Annotated in this window: 26 protein-coding genes; 10 read left to right on the top strand and 16 right to left on the bottom strand. The window is 45.6% G+C overall.

The features are described from left to right. Positions 1–540 (bottom strand): DUF1285 domain-containing protein, encoded by a 540-nt coding sequence (locus DN062_RS11610; RefSeq protein ID WP_112159499.1) that lies wholly within the window; start codon positions 538–540, stop codon positions 1–3. A 172-nt stretch (positions 541–712) separates the two neighbouring features. Here DN062_RS11610 and DN062_RS11605 point away from each other — a divergent pair, with 172 nt between their 5' ends. Both DN062_RS11605 and DN062_RS11600 read left to right on the top strand, forming a co-directional pair. After that, on the top strand, positions 713–1,675 hold the full coding sequence (locus DN062_RS11605) for a hypothetical protein (RefSeq protein WP_112159498.1): 963 nt from the start codon (positions 713–715) through the stop codon (positions 1,673–1,675). Between the two features lie 255 nt (positions 1,676–1,930). Further along, positions 1,931–3,064, top strand: coding sequence for a lipid A deacylase LpxR family protein (locus DN062_RS11600; protein ID WP_239995778.1), 1,134 nt, complete (start codon positions 1,931–1,933; stop codon positions 3,062–3,064). A gap of 7 nt (positions 3,065–3,071) precedes the next feature. Here the strand turns inward: DN062_RS11600 and DN062_RS11595 are convergent, their stop codons facing one another. Both DN062_RS11595 and DN062_RS11590 read right to left on the bottom strand, forming a co-directional pair. Then, the gene (locus DN062_RS11595) at positions 3,072–3,446 is read right to left on the bottom strand and encodes a translation initiation factor Sui1 (protein WP_112159497.1); all 375 of its coding nucleotides are present in this window, start codon (positions 3,444–3,446) and stop codon (positions 3,072–3,074) included. Between the two features lie 22 nt (positions 3,447–3,468). Beyond that, entirely contained in the window at positions 3,469–4,794 is a 1,326-nt protein-coding gene (locus DN062_RS11590) for a deoxyguanosinetriphosphate triphosphohydrolase (RefSeq protein WP_112159595.1), read from the bottom strand. A gap of 164 nt (positions 4,795–4,958) precedes the next feature. On the opposite strand from DN062_RS11590, the gene tpx reads away from it, so the two are divergent. Beyond that, on the top strand, positions 4,959–5,453 hold the full coding sequence (gene tpx / locus DN062_RS11585) for a thiol peroxidase (RefSeq protein ID WP_112159496.1): 495 nt from the start codon (positions 4,959–4,961) through the stop codon (positions 5,451–5,453). Positions 5,454–5,468: 15 nt separating this feature from the next. Here the strand turns inward: tpx and DN062_RS11580 are convergent, their stop codons facing one another. Genes DN062_RS11580 through DN062_RS11565 form a run of 4 tightly spaced genes read right to left on the bottom strand, consistent with a single transcriptional unit; the run spans position 5,469 to position 8,493 of the window. Further along, on the bottom strand, positions 5,469–5,810 hold the full coding sequence (locus DN062_RS11580; protein ID WP_112159495.1) for a HopJ type III effector protein: 342 nt from the start codon (positions 5,808–5,810) through the stop codon (positions 5,469–5,471). Between the two features lie 7 nt (positions 5,811–5,817). After that, positions 5,818–7,227, bottom strand: a complete 1,410-nt coding sequence (gene phrB / locus DN062_RS11575) for a deoxyribodipyrimidine photo-lyase (RefSeq protein ID WP_112159494.1) — start codon at positions 7,225–7,227, stop codon at positions 5,818–5,820. Between the two features lie 13 nt (positions 7,228–7,240). Continuing rightward, entirely contained in the window at positions 7,241–7,891 is a 651-nt protein-coding gene (locus DN062_RS11570) for a ChrR family anti-sigma-E factor (protein ID WP_112159493.1), read from the bottom strand. Then, positions 7,888–8,493 (bottom strand): sigma-70 family RNA polymerase sigma factor, encoded by a 606-nt coding sequence (locus tag DN062_RS11565; protein ID WP_112159492.1) that lies wholly within the window; start codon positions 8,491–8,493, stop codon positions 7,888–7,890. Before DN062_RS11565 ends, DN062_RS11570 begins: the two co-directional genes overlap by 4 nt. 153 nt (positions 8,494–8,646) lie before the next feature. Here DN062_RS11565 and DN062_RS11560 point away from each other — a divergent pair, with 153 nt between their 5' ends. From DN062_RS11560 to DN062_RS11540, 5 genes are read left to right on the top strand one after another with little or no spacing between them, the layout of a single operon-like run. After that, positions 8,647–10,017 (top strand): NAD(P)/FAD-dependent oxidoreductase, encoded by a 1,371-nt coding sequence (locus DN062_RS11560; RefSeq protein ID WP_112159491.1) that lies wholly within the window; start codon positions 8,647–8,649, stop codon positions 10,015–10,017. After that, a complete protein-coding gene (locus tag DN062_RS11555) occupies positions 10,014–10,808 on the top strand; it encodes a DUF1365 domain-containing protein (RefSeq protein ID WP_112159490.1) in 795 nt (264 codons plus the stop codon). The genes DN062_RS11560 and DN062_RS11555 overlap by 4 nt, the downstream gene beginning before the upstream one ends. After that, the gene (locus tag DN062_RS11550; RefSeq protein ID WP_112159489.1) at positions 10,805–12,043 is read left to right on the top strand and encodes an SAM-dependent methyltransferase; all 1,239 of its coding nucleotides are present in this window, start codon (positions 10,805–10,807) and stop codon (positions 12,041–12,043) included. The genes DN062_RS11555 and DN062_RS11550 overlap by 4 nt, the downstream gene beginning before the upstream one ends. Next, on the top strand, positions 12,040–13,401 hold the full coding sequence (locus DN062_RS11545) for an MFS transporter (protein ID WP_162301294.1): 1,362 nt from the start codon (positions 12,040–12,042) through the stop codon (positions 13,399–13,401). The genes DN062_RS11550 and DN062_RS11545 overlap by 4 nt, the downstream gene beginning before the upstream one ends. A gap of 1 nt (position 13,402) precedes the next feature. Next, positions 13,403–13,921, top strand: coding sequence for a DUF3833 domain-containing protein (locus tag DN062_RS11540; RefSeq protein WP_239995777.1), 519 nt, complete (start codon positions 13,403–13,405; stop codon positions 13,919–13,921). Here the strand turns inward: DN062_RS11540 and DN062_RS11535 are convergent. The 4 genes from DN062_RS11535 to DN062_RS11520 form a co-directional block, all read right to left on the bottom strand. Then, the gene (locus tag DN062_RS11535) at positions 13,908–14,345 is read right to left on the bottom strand and encodes a nuclear transport factor 2 family protein (RefSeq protein ID WP_112159486.1); all 438 of its coding nucleotides are present in this window, start codon (positions 14,343–14,345) and stop codon (positions 13,908–13,910) included. The genes DN062_RS11540 and DN062_RS11535 overlap by 14 nt on opposite strands. 123 nt (positions 14,346–14,468) lie before the next feature. Further along, entirely contained in the window at positions 14,469–15,740 is a 1,272-nt protein-coding gene (locus DN062_RS11530) for a mechanosensitive ion channel family protein (RefSeq protein ID WP_112159485.1), read from the bottom strand. Between the two features lie 263 nt (positions 15,741–16,003). Continuing rightward, positions 16,004–16,792: an SDR family NAD(P)-dependent oxidoreductase gene (locus DN062_RS11525; protein WP_112159484.1), complete on the bottom strand. Its 789-nt coding sequence runs from the start codon at positions 16,790–16,792 to the stop codon at positions 16,004–16,006. Further along, entirely contained in the window at positions 16,789–17,493 is a 705-nt protein-coding gene (locus DN062_RS11520; RefSeq protein WP_112159483.1) for a DUF6134 family protein, read from the bottom strand. The genes DN062_RS11525 and DN062_RS11520 overlap by 4 nt, the downstream gene beginning before the upstream one ends. Positions 17,494–17,583: 90 nt before the next feature. On the opposite strand from DN062_RS11520, the gene DN062_RS11515 reads away from it, so the two are divergent. Together DN062_RS11515 and DN062_RS11510 are read left to right on the top strand one after the other, a co-directional pair. After that, positions 17,584–17,820: a methyl-accepting chemotaxis protein gene (locus tag DN062_RS11515; protein ID WP_112159482.1), complete on the top strand. Its 237-nt coding sequence runs from the start codon at positions 17,584–17,586 to the stop codon at positions 17,818–17,820. 19 nt (positions 17,821–17,839) lie between these two features. After that, complete coding sequence (locus tag DN062_RS11510; RefSeq protein ID WP_112159481.1) at positions 17,840–18,400, top strand: peptidylprolyl isomerase; 561 nt, start codon at positions 17,840–17,842, stop codon at positions 18,398–18,400. A 12-nt stretch (positions 18,401–18,412) separates the two neighbouring features. Here the strand turns inward: DN062_RS11510 and DN062_RS11505 are convergent, their stop codons facing one another. Genes DN062_RS11505 through DN062_RS11485 form a run of 5 tightly spaced genes read right to left on the bottom strand, consistent with a single transcriptional unit; the run spans position 18,413 to position 21,969 of the window. Continuing rightward, positions 18,413–18,868 (bottom strand): YiiD C-terminal domain-containing protein, encoded by a 456-nt coding sequence (locus DN062_RS11505; RefSeq protein ID WP_112159480.1) that lies wholly within the window; start codon positions 18,866–18,868, stop codon positions 18,413–18,415. Next, positions 18,865–19,425: a nitroreductase family protein gene (locus DN062_RS11500; RefSeq protein ID WP_112159479.1), complete on the bottom strand. Its 561-nt coding sequence runs from the start codon at positions 19,423–19,425 to the stop codon at positions 18,865–18,867. The genes DN062_RS11505 and DN062_RS11500 overlap by 4 nt, the downstream gene beginning before the upstream one ends. Positions 19,426–19,439: 14 nt before the next feature. Further along, positions 19,440–20,264: an NADPH-dependent 7-cyano-7-deazaguanine reductase QueF gene (queF, locus tag DN062_RS11495; RefSeq protein WP_112159478.1), complete on the bottom strand. Its 825-nt coding sequence runs from the start codon at positions 20,262–20,264 to the stop codon at positions 19,440–19,442. Further along, positions 20,264–21,037 (bottom strand): ABC transporter permease, encoded by a 774-nt coding sequence (locus DN062_RS11490; RefSeq protein WP_112159477.1) that lies wholly within the window; start codon positions 21,035–21,037, stop codon positions 20,264–20,266. The genes queF and DN062_RS11490 overlap by 1 nt, the downstream gene beginning before the upstream one ends. Next, a complete protein-coding gene (locus tag DN062_RS11485) occupies positions 21,034–21,969 on the bottom strand; it encodes an ABC transporter ATP-binding protein (protein WP_112159476.1) in 936 nt (311 codons plus the stop codon). Before DN062_RS11485 ends, DN062_RS11490 begins: the two co-directional genes overlap by 4 nt. Positions 21,970–21,977 lie beyond the last annotated feature (8 nt).

Raw genomic sequence — 21,977 nt, 5'->3', positions numbered from 1 at the left:
TTAAATAGCACCCAGATCAAAGATGACACCCTGACTGCTCACCCTTAAATGCCCATCTTTTTCCTCAGCCAACTCAACTAACTGATAAAAGACGTTACGAGACAAACGTCCCTCCATGCCCCAACGTATCATTAGATAAGGGCTAGGCTCTTGCGTTACAGGATCTATTCCTATCCGTAGAGGATGTTCAACTCCTGCAATGACCTGATCACCGACAGAGGTGGTAAAACGCAAAGCCACTTGTTCATTCTCTTGGACTACTTCTAAACTGATCACTTGAAAAGGGACATCCTCAACACGAATACCGACCTTCTCTACTGGCGTTTTTAGGTAGTAGTGCTCCCCCTCTTTCCAAAGAATACGAGAAAACATTTTAACCATACGCTCACGTCCTATTGGACTGTTCTGATAAAACCAACGACCATCCTTGGCGATGCGCATGTCAATATCACCACAAAATGATGGATTCCAGCGATCAACCGGGGGTAATTTTTCATCACTTCCCGCCTGTATCAACAGTTGATTGGGCAATGTCTCCATGGACAGCTTCACCTAAATAGAATAAGAAAATGAATTTTAAGTAACTTTATTTATATGAGTCATCTTCAGCTTAACTCAAAAAACTTTCAAGGCTCACAAGGCACATCTGAATCTAATTCATTGTTACAATATCGACATCGAAGACGATATTTAATCAAAGGCGTGTCAGTTTATGTCTCAGTCACTTTCCACCAAGTTCAAAGATCCTCAGCAGGGCGTTTACTTTATTGGGACCACCCCACCAAAACACTCTACCGATGATGAACAGATGTCCATGATTGCTGACAAACTCTTAGCACGCCTAATGGGCCTAGATTACGACGGTCTGGTGGTCTACGACATACAGGATGAAAGCAGCCGTATCGCCTCACCACGTCCCTTTCCATTTGCTCATACACGTGACGCACGAGAGTACTCTGCATTGTTAGCAACGCAATCTAGCCACGAAATCATCACCTATAAAAGTGTAGCACAACGTGATGGCGAAGCCTTTAAAGCATGGCTGCATGAAACTCGTGAGACGTACCACCTTCATAATTTGGTACTCGTTGGCAGCCCGTCTTCTGAGGGCGACATTCGCTTGAATTTGAATGACGCCTATCAAATTCTTAAAAATGGGAGCTTCGACTATCATCTAGGTGGAGTAACCATTGCCGAACGTCACGCATTAAAAGGGAATGAGCACGAACGCCTCATGAATAAAACCTTGCAAGGCTGTGAGTTTTTTATCTCCCAAGCCGTGTATAACCCTCAAGCAACAATCGACTTATTAACCAGTTACGCGCGCTCATGTCGGCTCCAGAATCAACAGCCGAAGCGGATCATTTTAACCTTCGCACCTTGTGGCAGCGCCAAAACCCTTGAGTTTATGGAGTGGCTCGGAATCTCTATTCCTGAAGCAACTCGTTGGCGCATTCTCGATTCAGAAAAACCCTTATCCGAGTCCGTCAAAATTTGCCAAACAAACCTAGATCAAATACTCAGCGCCTGTCGCCATCTTGATCTGCCTTTAGGATTAAACATTGAAAGTTTGACGAACCGGAAAGAAGAAATCGATGCATCTGTGCATCTTTTCAAGCTTTTAAAGGCAACGCTCGACCTCCATTTAGCGCAAAAGGCGCTAGAAAGCGTGTAATCCTTCTTTCCCTGACAATGCCTCCAGATAGCTGAGCATTGTCAGGAATATCTTTGCCTTAAATATGAAGCGATTACCCCCACACAACATCTCTTTTCAACAAAATTGACACTCTGGTCTCTATTTTTCCGATTGAACATTTGGCAAAATGGTCACCTATTTGTGATGGAACACCCTGCTTTACGATCAATTTTTTGGTTCACAGCAGATCTAGTCATTTAAATCTTCCCTAATGTTCTCATCGGAGATATTAACGTGTTCAGAACAACCTCTGATCAACGTTTCACTTCTATCACCTGTGCTTTGCTTTGTGCTTTATTGGCCGCACCTTCTGCCCTTAAGGCTGAAGAGACAGATGACGTTTTTGATATCAACAACTTAGCTGAACCCGTTGTTTTGCCAGACAATGCACCAGATGTCCGTCAAAGCTGGACACTTAACCTGTATTTTGAAAACGATTTATTTAACGATACAGATCAGCAGTACACCAATGGTGTGCGCGTCTCTTGGATTTCACCAGATATCTTAAGCTTTGTTGATGACGCTAATTTACCCATCTGGATTCGCCGAGTTAATACCTACTTAACTCCCTTTGATCCAGTCCCTTTTGATCAACAGCAAGCCGTCAGCCGTCGTCTTATCTTCAGTTTAGGCCAAAAAATGTTCACCCCTGAAGACAGACTGCTAACGGAGGTCGACCCTAACGATCGCCCTTATGCGGGTTGGTTATATGCAGGGATGGGATACCATACGCGCAGTCAACATAAAATGAACTCCTTTGAGGTCAATCTAGGGGTCGTTGGACCTGCCGCCTTAGCTAAAGAAGCGCAAGATATTGTCCATGACTTACGTGGCTTTGATCGTTTTGATGGTTGGGATAACCAACTGAAAAATGAGCTTGGTATTCAACTGGTCTATGAACATAAAAACCGCATTGCACGTGCCTCATTGTTTCCAGGAATGGAGTTTGATGCCATCGTTCATGCCGGAGGCAGTCTTGGCAATGTGGCCACCTATGTGAATACAGGCGGTCAAATTCGTATTGGAAAAAACTTACCGTCTGATTTAGGCACCTCTGCCTTAAGGGCTGGAGGTGACAGCAGCGTACCTGGATTTGGCGACCCACGCTTTGATAACCAATGGAGCGTACATGGCTTCATGTCATTTGATGGACGCTTTGTGGTCCGCGATATTTTCTTAGATGGCAACACTTGGCGAGACAGTCACTCCGTAGACAAGCGCCATGCATTTGCTGAGGCATCGTTTGGCTTGGCAGGCACCTATGAGCGCTGGAAGCTCTCTTACGCTCGGGTTTACCGTACCAAGCAATTCCGTACGCAACGCAACAGCCATAACTTTGGTTCCATTGCCCTGTCGTACTCCTTGTAAATAACGCTTAACCACCCGCCAACTTCACTTTAAAGCCTTCCGCCTCCAGAAGGCTTTTGATCAACTCTCGATGATCGCCTTGAATCTCAATGATGCCATCTTTGTAGGAACCACCCGTTCCGCACTTCTGTTTTAAAGTTTTCGCCAAACGTTTAAGATCCGCCTCGGGTAAAGGAACACCTGAAAGCGTTGTGACGCCTTTTCCTTTTCGGCCCGAGACCTCTCGGCGTATGCGCACAATACCATCAAGTTGTGCCAAGCGTGTTTCATCGGCCAATTGATCACAGATACACTCCTTCACTGGGTGTCGACATTCGGAGCACTGCTGGCCTGTTTCTGTCGAATACACCAAGCCACGAAGTTGATCTTGCAAAGACGCCATTGTGTCCCCTTGTTTTTAAAGATTAATACCCGAGTCCGCCGCCAATTTGACGCGCCAAATAGATGCAGTAATTATCGGTCATCCCTGAGATGAAATCGATAGCACGCAAATAACTTTGATACAAAGGCCAATCCGGTTCTGGTGCATGAATGCCCATTAAATTCATAATTTTTTCAGTGCGGTAACCCGGCTGAGCGGGTGAATCCGCATGGGCTTCATACACAGCATCACAAAACGCCTCTAAAAGAACTCCAAGCATGGTGTAGGCACCGACTTCCAACTCGGCTTTGCGATTGTTCGGGAACACACGCTCTCGTGCAATACGTTTCGCTGTGGCCAACCCCGCCTTAACCATTGGATCACCATCCGCCAACAACTCTCCAGTGTATTGCCCACTCATAATGGCCGGGTAGTGATGACGGTAGGCCACAATCGCAGACTCAACCATATTTTCCATCGCCTTACCCCGTAAAGCCGATATTTTGCGGCGGGCTGACGCCTGTGAGGTGAAAATTTCATGATCGAAATCAAGATCACCACACAACTGCAACAAGATGGGTTTGACTTCATCAAACGTCAAGATATGCAACTCTATCGCATCTTCGAGATCCAGAATGGCATAACAAATATCATCAGCCGCCTCCACCAACCAGGTTAAAGGATGCCGACACCAATGGTTTTCGCCCAGCTCTATAAGCCCTAGCTCTCGTCCAAGCTGATTTAGAGTATCCACCTCGGATTGAAAAACACTGAACTTCCCCTTGTCACCCCCTTTTTCAACCGTCCAGGGATATTTAATCAGGGTGCCGAGGGTTGGATAAGTCAGCCGCAAACCACCATCAAATAGATTGTTTTCGATTTTTGTCACCACTCGAAGGCCCTGAGCGTTGCCTTCAAAGGTTTGTAAATCTTGCAGCTCCAAGGGATGTAAGGATGCAAAGCGCTGATCTTGAGAATGGCGTCGAAACCAATCTCGAATGGCATATTCACCCGCATGACCAAAGGGTGGATTGCCTATGTCGTGTGCTAAACAGGCAGACTGTACAATCATGCCTAAATCGTGAGGAGAAGACCAAGGCGGGAGTTCATCTGCGATGAGCTCACCCACTCGAATACCGAGGCTGCGTCCTAGGCTGCCGACCTCAATTGAATGGGTTAAACGCGTATGGATATGATCATTGAGTGTGAGAGGATGAACTTGGGTTTTACGTCCCAGCCGCCTGAACGCACTCGAAAAAATAATTCGATCATGATCCTTATGAAAATGGCTGCGGCCTATCTCAGCGCTGGTAAGATTTTCATGCCCATAACGTTTTGTTGTCAACAATTGCGGCCATTGCATCGGCATAGTGCCTTCCTTATCCCAAATGTCAGCCTGCGTAATGGCAGGCACGCGTTTGAATCCTGTAATCTCTTTATTCTAATCAAGCACTAGAATTAAGACTAGGCATTAAGTCTAAACAGGTTATAATAACCAAGCAATTTACTCAGTTTTAAAGGAAGGATAATAACATGGCTAGCGTTTCTCTTCGTGGTAACCCCGTTAATACGATTGGCGATCTTCCAGCTGTTGGTAGCTCATGCCCCAACTTTACCCTAACAGGCACCGATTTAGCTGATTTTGCATTGCAGGATTTAGCTGGGCAGCGTGTTGTGCTCAATATTTTCCCAAGTATCGACACCCCAACCTGTGCAACATCCGTGCGCAAGTTCAATGAAGCCGCGTCCTCATTAGACAACACAACGGTTGTCTGTATCTCCGCAGACCTACCCTTTGCAATGGCACGCTTCTGTGGTGCTGAAGGTCTGGACAAAGTTAAAAGTGGCTCCACTTTCCGTAGTGATTTTGGCAACGAAATGGGCCTAACCTTTATCGATGGTCCATTGACTGGACTGTTGTCACGCGCAGTGGTCGTGGTCGATGGAGCGGGACAAGTTCTTTATACAGAACTTGTTGCTGAAATCGCCAGTGAGCCAAATTACGATGCTGCACTGGCGGTATTGTAAACCTAGGCACTAAACTTAAGCTTTAACGCTTAACGGCTGACCGTCAAATGACACGCCCGTCCAACCTGTGTTGATAAAGTTGCGGATATTTTGATGGTCACCGCCTTCTGGATTCTTTAATACATCCTCTGTGTAAAAACGGCCAAACGCATTCAGCGTGGCTTGCTCCGATAACGAATTCAATTGTGCAAAGGCTAAAATTTTACATGAGCCTTGGTTCACATCAGCGGAATTTTCCAAATCACCGTTTCGAAAGGCCATAGGCGTAAAATCGTAGTGAGCATTTAAGGTTTCCATCACAGTTTCAAAGGCGACTGGACCTGCATTCAACGCAGTTACTAATTCATTCGGAGTCATATACTTCTCATTTTGCATGGGATTGATAGGCATCTAATGTCGATTGCCGCGCCTTTTTATAATCAACGATGGGTGCTGGCCGTCCTAAAGACTGGCCAGCACCTGGTAAGTGGCGCTGCTTAGCCGGCAATTGTCGCAACTCTGGCAACCAAAAGGCAATAAACTCACCCGATGCATCAAACTTTTCACTTTGTAACTGAGGGTTGAAGATCCTAAAATAAGGCGCGGCATCTGCCCCCACGGATGCAGACCACTGCCATCCGCCTTGATTGGATGCAAAATCGCCATCTATCAACTTGGACATAAAAAAATCTGCCCCTATCCGCCAATCAATTCGCAACAATTTAGTGAGAAAAGAGGCAACCACCATGCGTAATCGATTGTGCATCCAGCCCGTGGACAAGAGCTGCTTCATCGCGGCATCGACAATTGGGTAACCCGTTTCGCCTTGGCACCAGGCTTTGAAGAGTGTTTCATCAAATTGCCATTGTATTTTTTCTTCGACTTCAGGCCGAAAAGGATGGCCTTTGCTTTGCTCAGGGAAAGCAACCAGCATATGTCGATAAAACTCACGCCAAATCAATTCATTTAACCAAGTACTGTCAAGCCAAGCATCGGATGCGTAGTGGCTCATTAATGCGGCAAGACATTGCCTTGGCGACACAGCACCCAGAACCAAGTAGGGTGAAAGCTTTGATGTTTTATCCTTAAAGGGAAAATCACGCAGTGCTTTATAATCCGCTTCCTGTTCTTCTACAAACCGATTCAATCGTTGATGGATTTCGGCACTTGTAACTGGCCAAAGACGGGCATCATAGGCTAGCTGATCACTCGCAAGCGCACTCATCCCTAAATCAGCTGGAAGCACATCAGACGGCATGGAAGATAAAGGTTGTATTGCAGGGATAGCAAGCGCCGGAGTTAAATGTTTAAGTAGGTATTGACGCCATGCTCGACTGTAAGGTGTAAATACTTTAAATGGTGTCCCCTGCCCCGTGAGAACCTGACCGGGCTGCACAATCAGTTCGCCATGAAAGGCTAAGCACTCAACTCCAACAGCACTTAACTCATCACAAACAGACTTATCGCGTGAACGCTCATTTAACGGATATTCATAATTAAAAAATAGCTTTTTGGCACTCACCGAGGCGACAAAATGCTGTAACGCCTTGGGTACATCTTGAAAGGTATCGAGTTGGAGCACACGAAGCGGAATATTCAGTTGAGATAACTCATCTTTTAACTCCATCAGACGATCACGCCAGAGTGCCATCTTCGCAGGTGATTCAACGTGTACCTCCCACTGTTTGGGAGTGAGTGTCACGACAGCGATGACGCCCTGTTGCGATTCACAGGCATAAAAAAGCGCCGGATTGTCCATCCGGCGCAAGTCATTTCGAATCCAATACACATTCATAATGAAGGTCTTATCATAGTCCTATAAATGGCTGCACTAAGCGTCCCATTATTCCCGTAAACTTCAGAGGTGCATCCGTGGCTATTAAACAAATACAGTCTTGGTCAGTATCAACGATGGGCTGATGTTTCACTTCACCATCCAGGTCTGCGACATCTCCCGCACTAAAACGACCAATCTCATCAGTATAAGAGCCTCGTAAAATTAACGTTAATTCGTTGCCTGAATGCGTATGATGAGGGACTGACACGCCCGGAGCAATTTTCAATAAACGCGTTGTGCCAGACCCTTGCAAATTCAAATCAACATGATGAACACCATACCCCAAACGCTTCCAAGGAAGGTGGTCAAGATCTGTCTGCAAATAGTGATGCAAAGGCGCAGGTAAATTCGTTGCAGACTGAACGGGATCGATGCGAGGAATTGGTATTTCCTCCTCAAGATCCAGACGATCCATCACAGATTTTAGTGCATTGGCTTGCAGGCTCATAGGCTCAATTTTGTCCAGAAGTGCACCGCCAATTGCTTCAGCCTGTGAGAGGCGTTGACGGCAATGTGGGCACCAGTGCAAATGGCAAGCAACCAACAAGGCCATTCCTTGGGGGAGGCTTCCCGATGCATAGGCCATTAAGGTAGCATCGTCAAAATGATGACTAATATTCACTCTTCTTCTCCCCAGTGCGCTTTTAACTTACTAAACGCTAAACGTAATCTTGATTTAACACTGCCTAATGGAATCCCTAATTGATCGGCAATTTCAGAATGCGACTTTCCTTCGTAATAGGATAGATGCAACACTTGAGCTTGGTTCTCTGGCAGTGTAGCAATAGCATCTCGCATACGCTCCTCAAGTATTAAGTGCTCACCTTGATCACGCTGATCAGGATCCGGCTCTTCTTCAGGCAATTCGTATTCAACGGCCTTTTCACGACGCATTCTATCAATGCATAGATTACGAGCAAGAGTGAAGATCCAAGTACTTGCACTGGCCTTTTCAGAATTAAACATATGCGCTTTTCGCCATACCGATAGCATAGCTTCTTGCGTCACTTCTTCCGCCGTCGCTGGCGGCATACCTAGACGAGTAATGTAGGCCTTCACACGTGGTGCGAAGTAATCAAATAAACTGGCAAATACAGCTTTATCCCGTGTTTCGGCCAGAGAAGTCAAACGCGCAGACCAATTGTCACGCATTTCTTTTTTCTTCTCCTCCGCAATGCTTAAGACTGCGTTCACATCGCCTCCTAAAGGCTCGTCGTTGTTCATTGCATCATCCTACGGGCTGTCATCTGAAATGGATCATCTCTTTTAACCTCAAATCGTTCAGTTCACAATATGTGTTTAGTCTTAATGATCTAAGTAAGCAAACATGAACGTATGGCTAAATAAAGCAAATTCTGAAAGGCATGAGGCCTCCCAATGAACGTTAAAGTAATTAGACCCTTAAAGATAGCTGTAATAGGATCGGGTATCTCCGGCCTTTCTTGTGCTTGGCTTCTAAATCAACATCATAATGTTACGCTTTTTGAAAAAGATGACCGTCCCGGCGGGCATTCCAACACTGTTGCAGTCGATTACGCAGATGGTACACAGATCAATGTTGATACAGGGTTTATTGTTTTCAACCCTGTAAACTATCCTAACCTTGTTAATTTTTTTGAGCATCTCGAGGTTGAAAGCCTTGAAACGGAAATGTCCTTTGCCGTTAGCTTAAATCATGGGGAGGTTGAGTACAGTGGTACCGATTTAAATGGCCTCTTCGCCCAGCGCCGCAATATTTTCAAACCGAGCTTTTGGCTGTTGATCAAAGACCTGCTTCGCTTTTATAAAGAGTCCGATAGTATGGCAACGAACCCAGCAACGGCAACGATGTCATTGGGTGAGTTGCTAAAACACCATGGCTATGGCGATGCGTTTATTCAACAACACCTTGTTCCCATGGGAGCTGCCATCTGGTCAACCCCCGCAAAACAAATGCTTGAATATCCGGCTCAAACCTTCTTACGCTTTTGCCAGAACCACGGTCTAGTCCAGCTCAAAGATCGCCCTCAATGGCGCACTGTCAAAGGTGGCAGTCGAGTCTATGTGCAGAAAATTGTCGAGGCGTTAGGTGATAATCTACGCTTGAATCAACATATTCACAAAATCCATCGTCACAATGGTAAAGTCATTCTAGAAGACCTGCATGGTAAACGCGAAACTTTCGACCACGTCGTGTTGGCTTGCCATGCCGATCAATCCTTAGAAATGCTCTCGGAGCCGACATTAGAAGAACAACAGTTGCTGAAGCACTTTCCGTATCAGCGCAATCGTGCCATTCTTCATAATGATCCTGCCTTAATGCCTAAGCGCAAGGCAGCATGGGCAAGTTGGAACTATCTTGCTGAAGGAAAAAATCACAGCACTGACACCCTCAGTGTGACCTATTGGATGAATCGTTTGCAGCATCTACCCGAAGAAAAACCTTTATTTGTTACGCTCAACCCTTTAAATGAGCCGAAAGAAGGCAGTATTTGCCGCAGCTATTTATATGATCACCCTGCCTTCACGCTTGAGTCGATCAAAGCTCAAGAATCACTATGGAACTTACAAGGCGTGAAAAACACCTGGTTCTGCGGTGCTTGGTTTGGTTACGGCTTCCATGAAGACGGTTTACAGTCTGGGCTTGCAGTTGCCGAAAGCCTTGGAGGCATCAAACGCCCTTGGAGCTTAGAGAATCCAAATAGCCGCATTCATGTTCACCCACCAAAACGTCCTGAAAAAGGACTTAAACAGGAAGCTGTCGCATGAGTGGCTCCCTTCACTCCGCTATTTATTGCGGCGAGGTGATGCATCAACGCCTGAAGCCTGCCAAGCACAAGTTTGTTTATAAAGTGAGCTCTTGGTTATTGGACCTTGACGAACTAGAGACATTAGATACATTACGATTTTTCTCGGTCAATCGCTTCAATCTCTTTTCATTCCATACTAAGGACCATGGTGATGGCAGCACAACGCCTTTGAAAGAACAGGTTAAAGCACTCTTAAGAGACAACAACATCGACCTAGGCGCTGGCGCCATTCGAATTTTGTGCTATCCACGCATACTGGGCTATGTATTCAACCCTTTAAGTGTTTTCTATTGCTACAACGAGGATAAAGAACTAGCAGCGATTCTTTACGAAGTCAGCAATACCTTTAATCAACGCCATTCGTATTTAATCCCTGTTGAGAAAGCACCAGGCAATGTCATACAACAAGCCTGCAGCAAACACTTTTATGTTTCCCCTTTTATCCCCATGGAAACGCACTACCAATTCAGAATGACACCACCTAACGACAGTGTTGCCGTTCTTATTCACCAAACCGACCCAGAAGGCGCAATTCTAAATGCAACCTTCACCGGTCAGCGTATTGAAATAACTGAAAAAACAATCACACAAACATTTTGGCGTCATCCGCTAATGACCATGAAAGTCATTGCAGGCATTCACTGGGAAGCTTTGCAATTGTGGCGAAAAGGTATGCGTTTACAGCCTAGACCCACGCCCCCTAAACATCGAATTTCATTGGTCCAGCAGACGGAGATGAACTCATTATGAAGCCTTCACAATACCAAACCCTAACTGCGCAAGCCCTACTGCCCGAACAGGGCTGGTTTAATCGTCTTTGTTTCAATACCGTGATGAAACATCTGCCTCATCTTGATTTTGGTACCTTATTGCTCACCCTACCCAGCGGACAAACTCTGACATTTGGTCATCAACACGAAGGAGAACCGAGAGCTGAAATTCGCTTACACAGCTTGAAGCCACTGCGCCGATTTTTACAAGGGGGGCAGCTGGGCGTAGCCGAAAGCTACATGGCGGGAGAATGGGACTGTCCTGACTTAGTCGCTTTAGTTCAATGGGCCTTAGGCAATGAGGCTAAAATGCCAGAGCTCAATAATGGCAAAGCTTGGATACGCGTGCTTAATCGGTTAATTCACTTAAAACGTTCTAACACCAAAAAAGGTAGCCGCAAAAACATTGCTTATCACTATGATCTTGGCAACGATTTTTATCAGTTGTGGCTAGATGAAAGCATGACCTATTCAGCGGCACTCTTCGCCCATGAAAATCAATCCTTACATGAGGCTCAGCTCAACAAGTACCGCCGGATTGCAGAGATGTTAGATCTTAAGCCTGGACAGCAGTTGCTCGAAGTTGGCTGTGGTTGGGGTGGCTTTGCAGTGTTTGCAGCGCATGAATTTGGTGTCAAGGTCCACGGTATCACCCTGTCGCAAGAACAGCTTGCTTTTGCTCGCGCACGAATCGAGACCGCTAAGCTCGATCATTTGTGTTCCTTCAGCCTAACCGATTACCGCGATGTTGATGCCCAATATGATCATATTGTTTCAATAGAGATGTTTGAAGCCGTTGGCGAAGAGCATTGGGATACCTATTTTACACAACTGAAAAACTGCTTACGTCCCGGTGGCAAGGCTATTTTACAAATCATCAGTATTGATGAAGCGCGTTTTGAGGAATATCGCCGCAATCCAGACTTTATTCAGCGCTACATCTTTCCGGGCGGGATGTTGCCTTCTCCCGAGCGTCTGACCCTTGCCGCAGCTCAACAGGGATTCGACATTACAGATGAGGTATTATTTGGTTTAGATTACGCGACAACCCTTGCTCGCTGGCGTCATCGTTTTATTGAGCAATGGCCACGTATTCAGGCACAAGGATTTGATGATCGTTTTCGACGTATGTGGCTCTACTACCTTGCATACTGTGAAGGAGGCTTTCGCTACAAAACCATTGATGTTGGCCTTTATCAATTGGAAGCCAAGTGAATACAGGTTTATCCCAGCGGGCCGTGCTCAACTACGCACTCCCCGCTTTGCCTTTAGCGATTCCCACTGTCGCTGTGTACATTTTACTTCCGACTTTTTATGTCGAAGAAGTCGGGATGTCACTGGCCTTGGTTGGATTGTTGTTGGTGTTGGCACGAGTGTTAGACGTCATTAGTGACCCTTTAATTGGTCGGTGGTTAGATCATGTGCAAGGTAAACTATTTAAACTGACTTTTGTGGTGGGAGGGTTTCTATGTGTCCCTGGCCTCTGGCTACTCATCCATCCTGCTCCCAGCACAGCCGCAATTTCATTGTTTGCAGGATCAACACTTCTATACCTTGGCTGGACTCTGATTCAAATCCCTTACATTACTTGGATCACTCACCTTAGTTCCGACAGCTTCCAACGCACACGCGCCATCAGTTATCGAGAAGGATTTTCGTTGATTGGATTGCTTCTTTCCGCCTGCCTGCCTCTACTGGCACTGATCGGTTTTTCAACCCAAGCGGTACTTCAGTCGATGATGCTGGTCACCGTGATACTAGGTGCTTTTTTTCTCTATCGCCTCTTGTCATACTTACCTGCCCCCACCCGCCTCAAAATAGCACAAGGCCGTTGGCATGATGTCAAAAACAATCGCCTAGCCGTCAAACTCATTGCTGCATGGTTACTCAATGGCATCGCCAATGGCATTCCTGCCGTACTCTTTCCGTTGTATATCACTTCGGTTCTTGGCAACACACCCGACTCCCGTGGTGTGTTCATTTTAATCTATTTTATTGCTGCCTGTTGCAGCCTTCCACTTTGGCTGCACTTGAGCCGACGCTTTGATAAGGTGTTACTCTGGTCAATCGCAATGATACTCGCCGTCTGTGCATTTATTCCGGCGGCCTTTCTGGCACCGGGTGATAATCATTGGTTTATTCTGATCTGTATCATCACTGGCTTTGCCTTTGGTGCCGATCTGTCATTACCTCATGCCATTCAAGCGGAAGTTGCCGACTGGGATAGATTTCGCTTCAAGCGAGAACACACGGGTCTACTATTTGCTCTATGGAATGGCGCCACCAAAGCCGCATTGGCCTTAGCGGCATTACTAGCACTTGGTTTATTGGATCTAAGCGGCTTTGATGCGCAAAGCACTACTCCATCACTGAGCCTAGCGTTGATCTACGCCCTACTGCCTTGCGTATTTAAAGTTGTGTCTATTTTAATTTTGTGGAGGTTTCCTTTGCGAAACCATCATCATCGAGCACTTATTCGTCGCTTAAGCGAACGTGCTTCTGGGAGTTTTAATCATGCTGGCTCGGTCTCTAACCCTGTCCCTACTTCTATTACTAATCACCGGTTGCAGTAATATGAACATCGAACACTTTGATAAACGAGAACCCAAATTGGTTCTTGAAGACTTTTTCGATGGAAAAGTCTATGCCTGGGGAATATTTGAAGATCGCTTTGGCAAACTACGTCGCGAGTTTATCGTTGAAATAGACGGCCAAATGGAAAATGGCAATTTAGTTTTGGATGAGCTTTTTCTCTACTCTGATGGTGAGCTCGACCGACGAATATGGACAATAACACCTCAGGGTAATGGTCAATATTCGGGCGCAGCAGACGACATTATTGGGCAAGCAACTGGGCAGATTAAAGGCAACACTCTGCACTGGGTCTATGATATGAATTTGAAAGTCGGCGATGATACTTGGAAGGTGAACTTCGATGACTGGATGTACCTGCAACCGGGCGGTGTGTTAATTAATCGAGCTACCATTCGCAAATGGGGGTTTGAGTTGGGCACAGTCACTCTATCCTTTAGCCGAGGAGAACATCTTAATCATGCTCCCTTTAGCCTGAGTGAGCATTTTAGTGATCGCTAGCCATACGTTTACGAATGGCTTTTAACACGCGACCGAGCAAAGGGATTTGCATATACAAGGGTGCGCTGTCCCAATAATCAATATGCTCACAAACCTTACCCTCAGCGTTAAAAGCTAAGCGAGAAATGCCTTCACTTTCAAATGCGCCCACTACGGGTATGTTGGCCGTAAAACGCCAACGTAACCAAGCATGATCACCGCATACGTCTTGCTCAAACACACTAAAACTTGGGGTCTGAGTATGTTTAAACATGTCTTGTAAGACATTCGCCATTTTCTCAAATCCACGGTGGTCATTGAAGGGGTCTTTAAAGCGTATGTCCGATGACACCAGCGGTCGAAAAGACTCAATGGTGTCTAGAGACAGTTGACTAAAAACCGAGGCATAGGCCGCACAAACAGTTTGATTTGATAGAGTTGTCATTTTTTAGATCCTAATGGCCTGTATTGTCTACTGCACGCTAACGTCACTCGGCTGGTAAACTTAAAATACCCGCCCTCTCTCGATCCTTAACTGGCTTTTACGGATAACCGAGCTTGTTAAGCATCACTTTATCACCGACTCCATACCGGCTAATTTAATTTGGCGAATATCATGACCTGTTGGAGCTTGGTGTAAACGCAAGCCAAACACAGGAACGATGGCAAGCAGATGATCAAAGATATCGGCCTGTATGGCTTCATACTCAGCCCAAACCGTTGTATTGGTAAAGGCATAAATCTGAATCGGCACCCCGTCAGGTGTGACTTCTAATTGTCTCACCAAAAGGGTCATCTTTTGGTGGATATGGGGATGTGTTTTCAAATAGTTTTCCAAATAAGCTCTAAATGTACCAATATTCGTCAAACGTCGTCCGTTTAAAGGCAGGCTCAAATCTGCACCTTGATGTTCATTATAATACGTAATATCGGCTAACTTCTGCTCAATATAGTGACTCAACACCTTGGACTTACGTAAGCGTACACAGTCCTCCTCCGTTAGAAACCCAACACTGCTAACATCAATAGAAACGCTGCGCATGATGCGTCGTCCTCCAGACTCCTGCATACCTCGCCAGTTTTTGAAGGAGTCAGAAATAAGCGCATAGGTCGGAATGGTTGTAATGGTTTTATCCCAATTCTGAACTTTTACAGTGGTCAAATTTATATCGACAACAGCGCCATCGGCTCCATAACGACTCATTTCCAACCAGTCACCAACCGACAGCATTTTGTTGGCCGATAACTGAATCCCAGCGACGAGCCCCATCAAAGGGTCTTTAAAGATCAACAGCAGCACGGCTGTCATTGCGCCTAATCCGCTGAACAATATGACCGGGGATTTACCAATCAAGACTGAGACGGCAATCACAGCTGCTAAAATCACGGCAGTGAGTTTAATGCCCTGAAAAATACCTCTTAAAGGAAGATCTCGTGTGGTTTGGCTGAACTGAAATAACTCCAACAGCACATCCAGCAAGGCAAAAAGCAACAAAACAGTGAACAGCAAAATCCATAATTGCGTCAGGCTACTTATCAACAACAGCACCGTTGAACCAGACTCTAACCAATGCTGCGCCTGCACCTGAATAATCAGCGCTTGTACGATAAACAAGAAGCGTTTGAATAAGTGCTTTTCAAATAAAGCTCGCTTCCATAACCGCTCTGTACTACGGGTGTTCGCAAGTCGCTCTATCGCCCCTCTGATCAATTGATGCAATACAAAGTGTGTCACAATAGCGATCAGTACAATCAAACCCAATGCAACAATCAACTTTGTAAGTGCTGTTGGTTCAATTGATAGTTTTTCCAGCCAGTGAGAGACTGCTTCAACCCACATCTATTCACCTCTTCCATTCTAAAATAATGATGCCTGATCGCCTTTGCTACAGAAGGTTAGGCCGCACAACGGCAGGCGCTTGAAGATCAATCGATTGATCTTCAAGCGCCTTAATCAAGTTATTATCTCACAAGATATGAGCTAGGTATTATTTCAGGCACCACGAAGGTACTTTAAACAGAAAAAATAATCATTTATCTTTGATCGCGCAAAAGCCAATGTTTAGACTCAGGATTTGAAGATGAAAAAGAAGCCAAGTTTCATCATTTTTTAGATCCCGATGAAGAAAACCCCGTCATACGCCCCACCAAAGCAAAGTACCAACGATAGGGTAAATGCTTTAAGGTTTTTAAGATCAACACAAAAGGGGTTGGGAAGGCAATTTCAAACTGATGCGTCTTTAAACCTTTGATAATGGCCTTTGCCGCTTGCTCTGGCTCTACTAAGAATGGCATTTCAAAGGTATTTTTATCCGTTAAGGGGGTTTTTACAAACCCAGGATTAATGACCTGTAGCTTTATTGGCGTTAAACGCAACTCAAAGTAGAGCGCTTCACAGGCATGAATAATGGCGGCTTTACTCGCACCATAAGCCGATGCCATTGGCAAGCCTTGATAGCCAGCAACTGATGCAGTGACCGCGATATGGCCTGCGTTTCGTGCTTTAAATCGAGGGAGTAAGGCCTCAAAACAATTTAACACGCCAAAGACATTTACATCGAACAACTGCCGAAAAGGCACAACTGAAAAATCATCCAAACCATTGGCAAAATGATCGCCTGCATTCAAAACAGCCAACTCAATCAATCCTTGGTTTTCTTCAATCTCATCGACGCACTCGGCAACGGCTTGTGTACTCGTAACATCTAACACTTTGTAGTGAACCCGAGCAGAGCTCAAAGTATCATTAATTGTCTGACAGGCTTGGCTCAATCGCCGCGCGTCTCGACCCGTAATCACAACTACACGCCCTTGTCCTGCCAACTGCTGAGCGAGCGCTAAACCTATGCCACTTCCACCCCCTGTGATCCAAGTGCATCGAGTCGGGTTCATAGCTCTGGCCCTATTTGGCGATTTAACACACGAATACGGGAACGATCACGGGCTGAAAATTCCATGCCAAGCCAACGACCATCTTCATCGTACCAAGTATGCGTATCATGCAAGTCTCCGCCTAATCGATAGTGAGGAATAAGGACTCGCTCTTCAGCCCCTCTTGGAACCTCAATCTCGCCTATGCGCTCTACCTTTAACTGACTGAGCGTTCCCGTGAGCGTATTGATCACTTGTTGCTGTGAAAGGATATCCACATTCCAATGATTAGTCGTTAAAAATTCTCCCATGATTTCATCTGTCTTACCATCCTTTGAAACCAGTAACGTATCCCCCTGTCGCTGCATTTGAATCTGAGTTTCTTGGCCATCATCGTTAACCGCAACTACTAGGGATTGTAATTGGCCATTCAACCAATGTTCCGTCGCTTGATATAGATAACGATAATTGAACATGCCGAGAAAGCGAATGTGGAGATTCATTTCTGCATCAACTCTCAATAGGTCACCTTCTTGAGTAAAGCGAAGCGTATGGGTACCAATTAGACGGTCATCTCGATACACATCATAAAGAGCTTGGCCAGAGTAGCGTGCCTGGAGGATTTCATCAGTTGACGAATAAACAGGAAGTGCTATAAACAAAGTTAGTAAAATACAGATTAGTGACGTTTCACGTGGTTTGATGAGTGCATACCGATTCATTTAGAACTCCTTTACTAAGCTATACGCATTGTCACTGGTGAACGGTTCAAGTGCAGCAGAGTATAAGGTCAGTACCTTAGGCCGGAGACAATGGCTTTCGACGAAATTCTCGCCCTAGTCCACGCAGCTCATGATATGATTCAGCACATTGCAACGGCTATAGAAGAACAATCTACCGTTGCAAACAAAATCAACCAAAACATACACGGCATTAAAGACATTGCGGATCAATCCGCTGCACATGTCGGGCAATCGACAGAGGCAACCAATGCTCTGTCTCGGCTGGCTGAACAACTGCGCAGCGAAATGAACCGATTTAATGTATAAGGAATTAAGGTATTTTTACATGCGTAAGCTATTTTTTGCACTCTCAACCCTTTGTCTCGTGGGCTTAGCGTCGGTTACTCAGGCGGACACACTGGTTCGTATGGAAACCAACAAAGGTACAATAGAAATACAGTTATATGATGAACGCTCCCCCTTAACCGTGGCTAACTTTTTAGCTTACATCGATGCAGGCTATTACGACGGTCTTATTTTTCATCGAGTGATTCCTGGTTTTATGATTCAAGGGGGCGGTTTTAACGAGCAAATGCAGCAAAAAGAAACAAACGCAGCCGTGCAAAATGAGTCCGAAAATGGGATAGCCAACCAACGCGGCACTATTGCCATGGCTCGTACCAATGCACCCCATAGTGCAACGTCTCAGTTTTTTATTAACACCGCCAACAACCCGAACTTAAACGGCGCACCCGGACGCTTTGGCTACGCAGTCTTTGGTGAGGTTGTAAAAGGTATGGACGTTGTGGATCAGATTGAGCGTGTTTCGACACAACGCAAAGGCATGCATCAGAATGTCCCGTCTGACAACATCGTGATTGAACGAGTAACACGCGTAACCCCTTAAGCTCAGCGCTTTTTAAGAGGGCATGCGTGCCACATAGGTTCCAATTAAACTAAGCGCATGTCCCTTCGCATCGTAAATATCGACATCCAATGTCCACTTCGCTTTGCCTTGATCCCTGAGATCACGAATGAAAGCTTTGCATACATCCGCACTGGGCAAATTAACATTTGCCGTAAAGTGGCTGGTGACTGGTGCAAGATACCGAATATGGCTTTCGGCAATCACAACCCCAGCCTGTAGATCAGCATCACGAGCATAGAGACTGGTTAAACACCAGCCTGATAAGGTAGCGAGTGCGGCTAAAGAACCACCAAAACCTGTGCCCTTATCATTAATATTCGGTGATAAGGGGGCACGCAGGCTCAAACCATGCCCGTCATAAAGCAAATCTTGCAACTCCATGGCATTAATTAACGGGATCTGTGCTTTAATCTCATCAAAAAAAGCGGCTACTTGTTTATTATTCATGCTTGCCCCCAACGTTGAACAAACTCTCCTGGTGAAGGACAAGGGACCACACGATGTTTCCGTGCTTTTCCCATGTAAATAAAACCTAGAATTTCTTCGTTTGTCTCAAGTCCCAAAAGACGATGCACGTCACGATTAAAGGCCATTGCTCCACTGCGCCATATCGAGTCGACCCCTTGAGCAAACGCGGCCAAAATCATACTGTGCGCCGCACAGCCTGCGGTAATTTGCTGTTCTATCATAGGCACTTTAGGATGGTCTTGCAGACAAGCCACCGCCACTAAAATCATGGGCGCTCGCAGGGGATTCCCCGCCAACTTATCCAACTCAGCATCGGTAATTGCAGGATTCTCGATACGCGCCGCTTCAACAAACACCCTTCCTAAGCGCTCACGCCCCTTCCCTTCAATTTGCAAAAAACGATAAGGACGTAAGCCACCGTGATCCGGCGCTCTAAATGCCGCACGGTAAATCAAATCCAATTGCTCTGGTGTTGGCGCAGGCTCGTCTAATACCGGCGAAGAAACACGAGTTAACAATAGATCGAGCGCTTGCATATTCACCTCATTTGTTATTGGCGCGATAAGCGGCAGTTTCTTGGCAAACTGTCTAAGCTAGAACGGTAAGGGTTAATATCGAGTCCTCCACGTCGCACATAACGCGCATAGACCGTCAGTTTTTGCGGCTTGCACTGATGCCATATATCCATAAATATAGTTTCAACACACTGCTCGTGAAAGTCTCCTTTTTCACGATAGGAAATCAAATAGGCTAAAAGTCCGGTACGATCCAGCGCTGGTCCCTTATAACGAATTTGTATGCTCGCCCAGTCCGGCTGCCCAGTGACGGGGCAATTCGACTTTAACAAATGACTATACAGACTTTCTTCAACAATGCGTGATCCAACACTTAACAACTGAGGATTGGGCTGATAATCCGTTACTTCAATATCAATATCATCCAAACACTCTCCTTGAAAGCGCTCAAAGGGTAGAGCCGCATCCAGTTTACTAAACTGCACTTGTACTGGAGCACCCGCAGCCGCAGACAAATCCTTGCGCATCAACGCCAAAACATCTGACTCCGACGCAAAACAGGTTAAATTGAATGAGTTTAGATACAATTTAAAGGATTTGGATTCAATGATATTGGGCGAATGCGACGGTATCCGAAATTCGGCAATTCTCACTAAAGGTTTACCCTTGTAGTTTAGCCAAGACACCTCAAACGCATTCCAAATATCCACGCCCCTAAATGGCAAAGAGGCGCGATTAACGCCCTTCTCGTCCCAACTGATTTGACGAGAAATGGGATAGAGTAAACTAGGGTCATAGGTATTGACATAGGCCGTGCCCTGCCCTAGTGGAGACTGTTTAATGATTTCATGATCGCTCATCAGCTACGAATCCCCTTACCCGTATTCAACAAATGCATCGCAAACGCGGCTAACACTATAATAAAGCCAATAATCATCATAAAGGCAAAACCGATATTAATATCACTTACACCCAATAAACCATATCGGAAACTGTTCACCATATACAGTATAGGATTGAATTGGGAAAGGGTTTGCCAAAACCCAGGCAATAAGGAAATGGAATAAAAAACGCCACCCAAATAGGTTAAGGGGGTCAGGATAAATGTCGGTACAATCGAGATATCATCAAATGTATTCGCATAAACAGCATTAATGAAACCGCCTAGAGAGAAGACAATGGCCGTTAAAATGACTGTACTCAGTGTAATAAAGAAATGATGAATCGAGAGGCTCGTAAAGAACAAGGATAGAAGAGTAACAATCACCCCGACTGCCAGTCCTCGTGCAGCCCCACCTGCAACATAACCAGCAAGAATCACCCAGTTGGGTATGGGAGCCACTAGCAACTCTTCAATGTTTCGCTGAAATTTTGTACCAAAAAAGGATGACACAACATTGCCATACGAGTTCGTAATGACGGACATCATAATTAAACCCGGTGCGATATATTCCATATAGGCAAAACCACCCATATCGCCAATACGTGAGCCAATCAGATTACCAAAAATAATAAAATACAAGGTCATTGTAATCGCAGGGGGCAGCAGAGTTTGCACCCATATTCGTGTAAAACGACGTATTTCTTTCGTCACGATGGTCCAGAAAGCGGTGAACAGCAACTGACCTCTCATGCAAGCTCCTTCATTTCTAAATTCTTTTCAACCAACGACACAAATAACTCCTCCAAACGATTGGATTTATTGCGCATGCTCATTACTTGAACGCCTTGGTCTGCCAACTGCTGAAAGACTCGATTCAGTCCAGTGTTTTTATCGACATCGATCTCAATTGAGCGTGCATCTATCTGGCGCAAACCATAGCCATTGATTGCGACTAAATCCGGTAGCTCATCTTTCAGATCCAGAATAAAGGTCTCGGTGTTCAGCTTAAGCAATAAGCTGCGCATGCTGGTGTTTTCTATAATCTTGCCTTTATCGATAATCGCGATGTTACGACACAAGGACTCTGCTTCTTCCAAATAATGAGTGGTTAGAATAATACTGGTCCCCTGCGCATTAATTTCGCGCAGGAACTCCCACATCGAACGACGCAGCTCAATATCAACACCCGCTGTTGGCTCATCGAGAATCAGCAACTTAGGCTCATGAACCAAGGCACGAGCAATCATTAAACGTCGCTTCATCCCCCCTGACAGCATACGAGCACTCTGGTTTTTCTTTTCCCAAAGACCTAGCTTTCGCAAATAAAACTCTGCACGCTCGGTGGCTTTTTGCTTTGGAATACCGTAGTAACCGGCCTGGGTCACGACAATGTCGATCACCTTTTCAAAGGCATTAAAGTTAAACTCTTGTGGCACCACTCCCAGCATTTTTTTCGCATCGGCGGTTTGTGTCTCTAAATCAAAGCCAAATATCTTGACCTGCCCTGAGGTTTTATTCACCAAGGATGAGACGATTCCCAATGTCGTCGATTTACCAGCACCGTTCGGCCCCAGCAGTGCGAAAAAATCGCCTTCTTTTACTTCAAGCGATATCCCTTTGAGTGCAACAAATCCATTTGCGTAAGTTTTAGTTAAGTCTTCAAGTACTAATGCATTCGCCATAGGATATC

It is taken from the genome of Nitrincola tibetensis (assembly GCF_003284585.1).
Taxonomy (GTDB): domain Bacteria; phylum Pseudomonadota; class Gammaproteobacteria; order Pseudomonadales; family Balneatricaceae; genus Nitrincola; species Nitrincola tibetensis.
Note: the sequence above shows the minus strand (reverse complement) of the source record. Positions and strands in the feature narration are given on the sequence as shown.

Excerpts from the sequence above, each read along its gene's own strand:
- queF (WP_112159478.1), bottom strand. The coding sequence starts at position 20,264 with ATGAGCGATCATGAAATCATTAAACAGTCTCCACTAGGGCAGGGCACG.
- DN062_RS11505 (WP_112159480.1), bottom strand. The coding sequence starts at position 18,868 with ATGAATAATAAACAAGTAGCCGCTTTTTTTGATGAGATTAAAGCACAG.
- DN062_RS11530 (WP_112159485.1), bottom strand. The coding sequence starts at position 15,740 with ATGTGGGTTGAAGCAGTCTCTCACTGGCTGGAAAAACTATCAATTGAA.
- DN062_RS11515 (WP_112159482.1), top strand. The coding sequence starts at position 17,584 with ATGGCTTTCGACGAAATTCTCGCCCTAGTCCACGCAGCTCATGATATG.
- DN062_RS11560 (WP_112159491.1), top strand. The coding sequence starts at position 8,647 with ATGAACGTTAAAGTAATTAGACCCTTAAAGATAGCTGTAATAGGATCG.
- DN062_RS11540 (WP_239995777.1), top strand. The coding sequence starts at position 13,403 with ATGAACATCGAACACTTTGATAAACGAGAACCCAAATTGGTTCTTGAA.
- DN062_RS11525 (WP_112159484.1), bottom strand. The coding sequence starts at position 16,792 with ATGAACCCGACTCGATGCACTTGGATCACAGGGGGTGGAAGTGGCATA.
- DN062_RS11520 (WP_112159483.1), bottom strand. The coding sequence starts at position 17,493 with ATGAATCGGTATGCACTCATCAAACCACGTGAAACGTCACTAATCTGT.
- DN062_RS11555 (WP_112159490.1), top strand. The coding sequence starts at position 10,014 with ATGAGTGGCTCCCTTCACTCCGCTATTTATTGCGGCGAGGTGATGCAT.
- DN062_RS11580 (WP_112159495.1), bottom strand. The coding sequence starts at position 5,810 with ATGACTCCGAATGAATTAGTAACTGCGTTGAATGCAGGTCCAGTCGCC.
- DN062_RS11490 (WP_112159477.1), bottom strand. The coding sequence starts at position 21,037 with ATGAGAGGTCAGTTGCTGTTCACCGCTTTCTGGACCATCGTGACGAAA.
- tpx (WP_112159496.1), top strand. The coding sequence starts at position 4,959 with ATGGCTAGCGTTTCTCTTCGTGGTAACCCCGTTAATACGATTGGCGAT.
- DN062_RS11485 (WP_112159476.1), bottom strand. The coding sequence starts at position 21,969 with ATGGCGAATGCATTAGTACTTGAAGACTTAACTAAAACTTACGCAAAT.
- DN062_RS11550 (WP_112159489.1), top strand. The coding sequence starts at position 10,805 with ATGAAGCCTTCACAATACCAAACCCTAACTGCGCAAGCCCTACTGCCC.
- DN062_RS11565 (WP_112159492.1), bottom strand. The coding sequence starts at position 8,493 with ATGAACAACGACGAGCCTTTAGGAGGCGATGTGAACGCAGTCTTAAGC.
- phrB (WP_112159494.1), bottom strand. The coding sequence starts at position 7,227 with ATGAATGTGTATTGGATTCGAAATGACTTGCGCCGGATGGACAATCCG.
- DN062_RS11535 (WP_112159486.1), bottom strand. The coding sequence starts at position 14,345 with ATGACAACTCTATCAAATCAAACTGTTTGTGCGGCCTATGCCTCGGTT.
- DN062_RS11610 (WP_112159499.1), bottom strand. The coding sequence starts at position 540 with ATGGAGACATTGCCCAATCAACTGTTGATACAGGCGGGAAGTGATGAA.
- DN062_RS11590 (WP_112159595.1), bottom strand. The coding sequence starts at position 4,794 with ATGCCGATGCAATGGCCGCAATTGTTGACAACAAAACGTTATGGGCAT.
- DN062_RS11510 (WP_112159481.1), top strand. The coding sequence starts at position 17,840 with ATGCGTAAGCTATTTTTTGCACTCTCAACCCTTTGTCTCGTGGGCTTA.
- DN062_RS11605 (WP_112159498.1), top strand. The coding sequence starts at position 713 with ATGTCTCAGTCACTTTCCACCAAGTTCAAAGATCCTCAGCAGGGCGTT.
- DN062_RS11500 (WP_112159479.1), bottom strand. The coding sequence starts at position 19,425 with ATGCAAGCGCTCGATCTATTGTTAACTCGTGTTTCTTCGCCGGTATTA.
- DN062_RS11595 (WP_112159497.1), bottom strand. The coding sequence starts at position 3,446 with ATGGCGTCTTTGCAAGATCAACTTCGTGGCTTGGTGTATTCGACAGAA.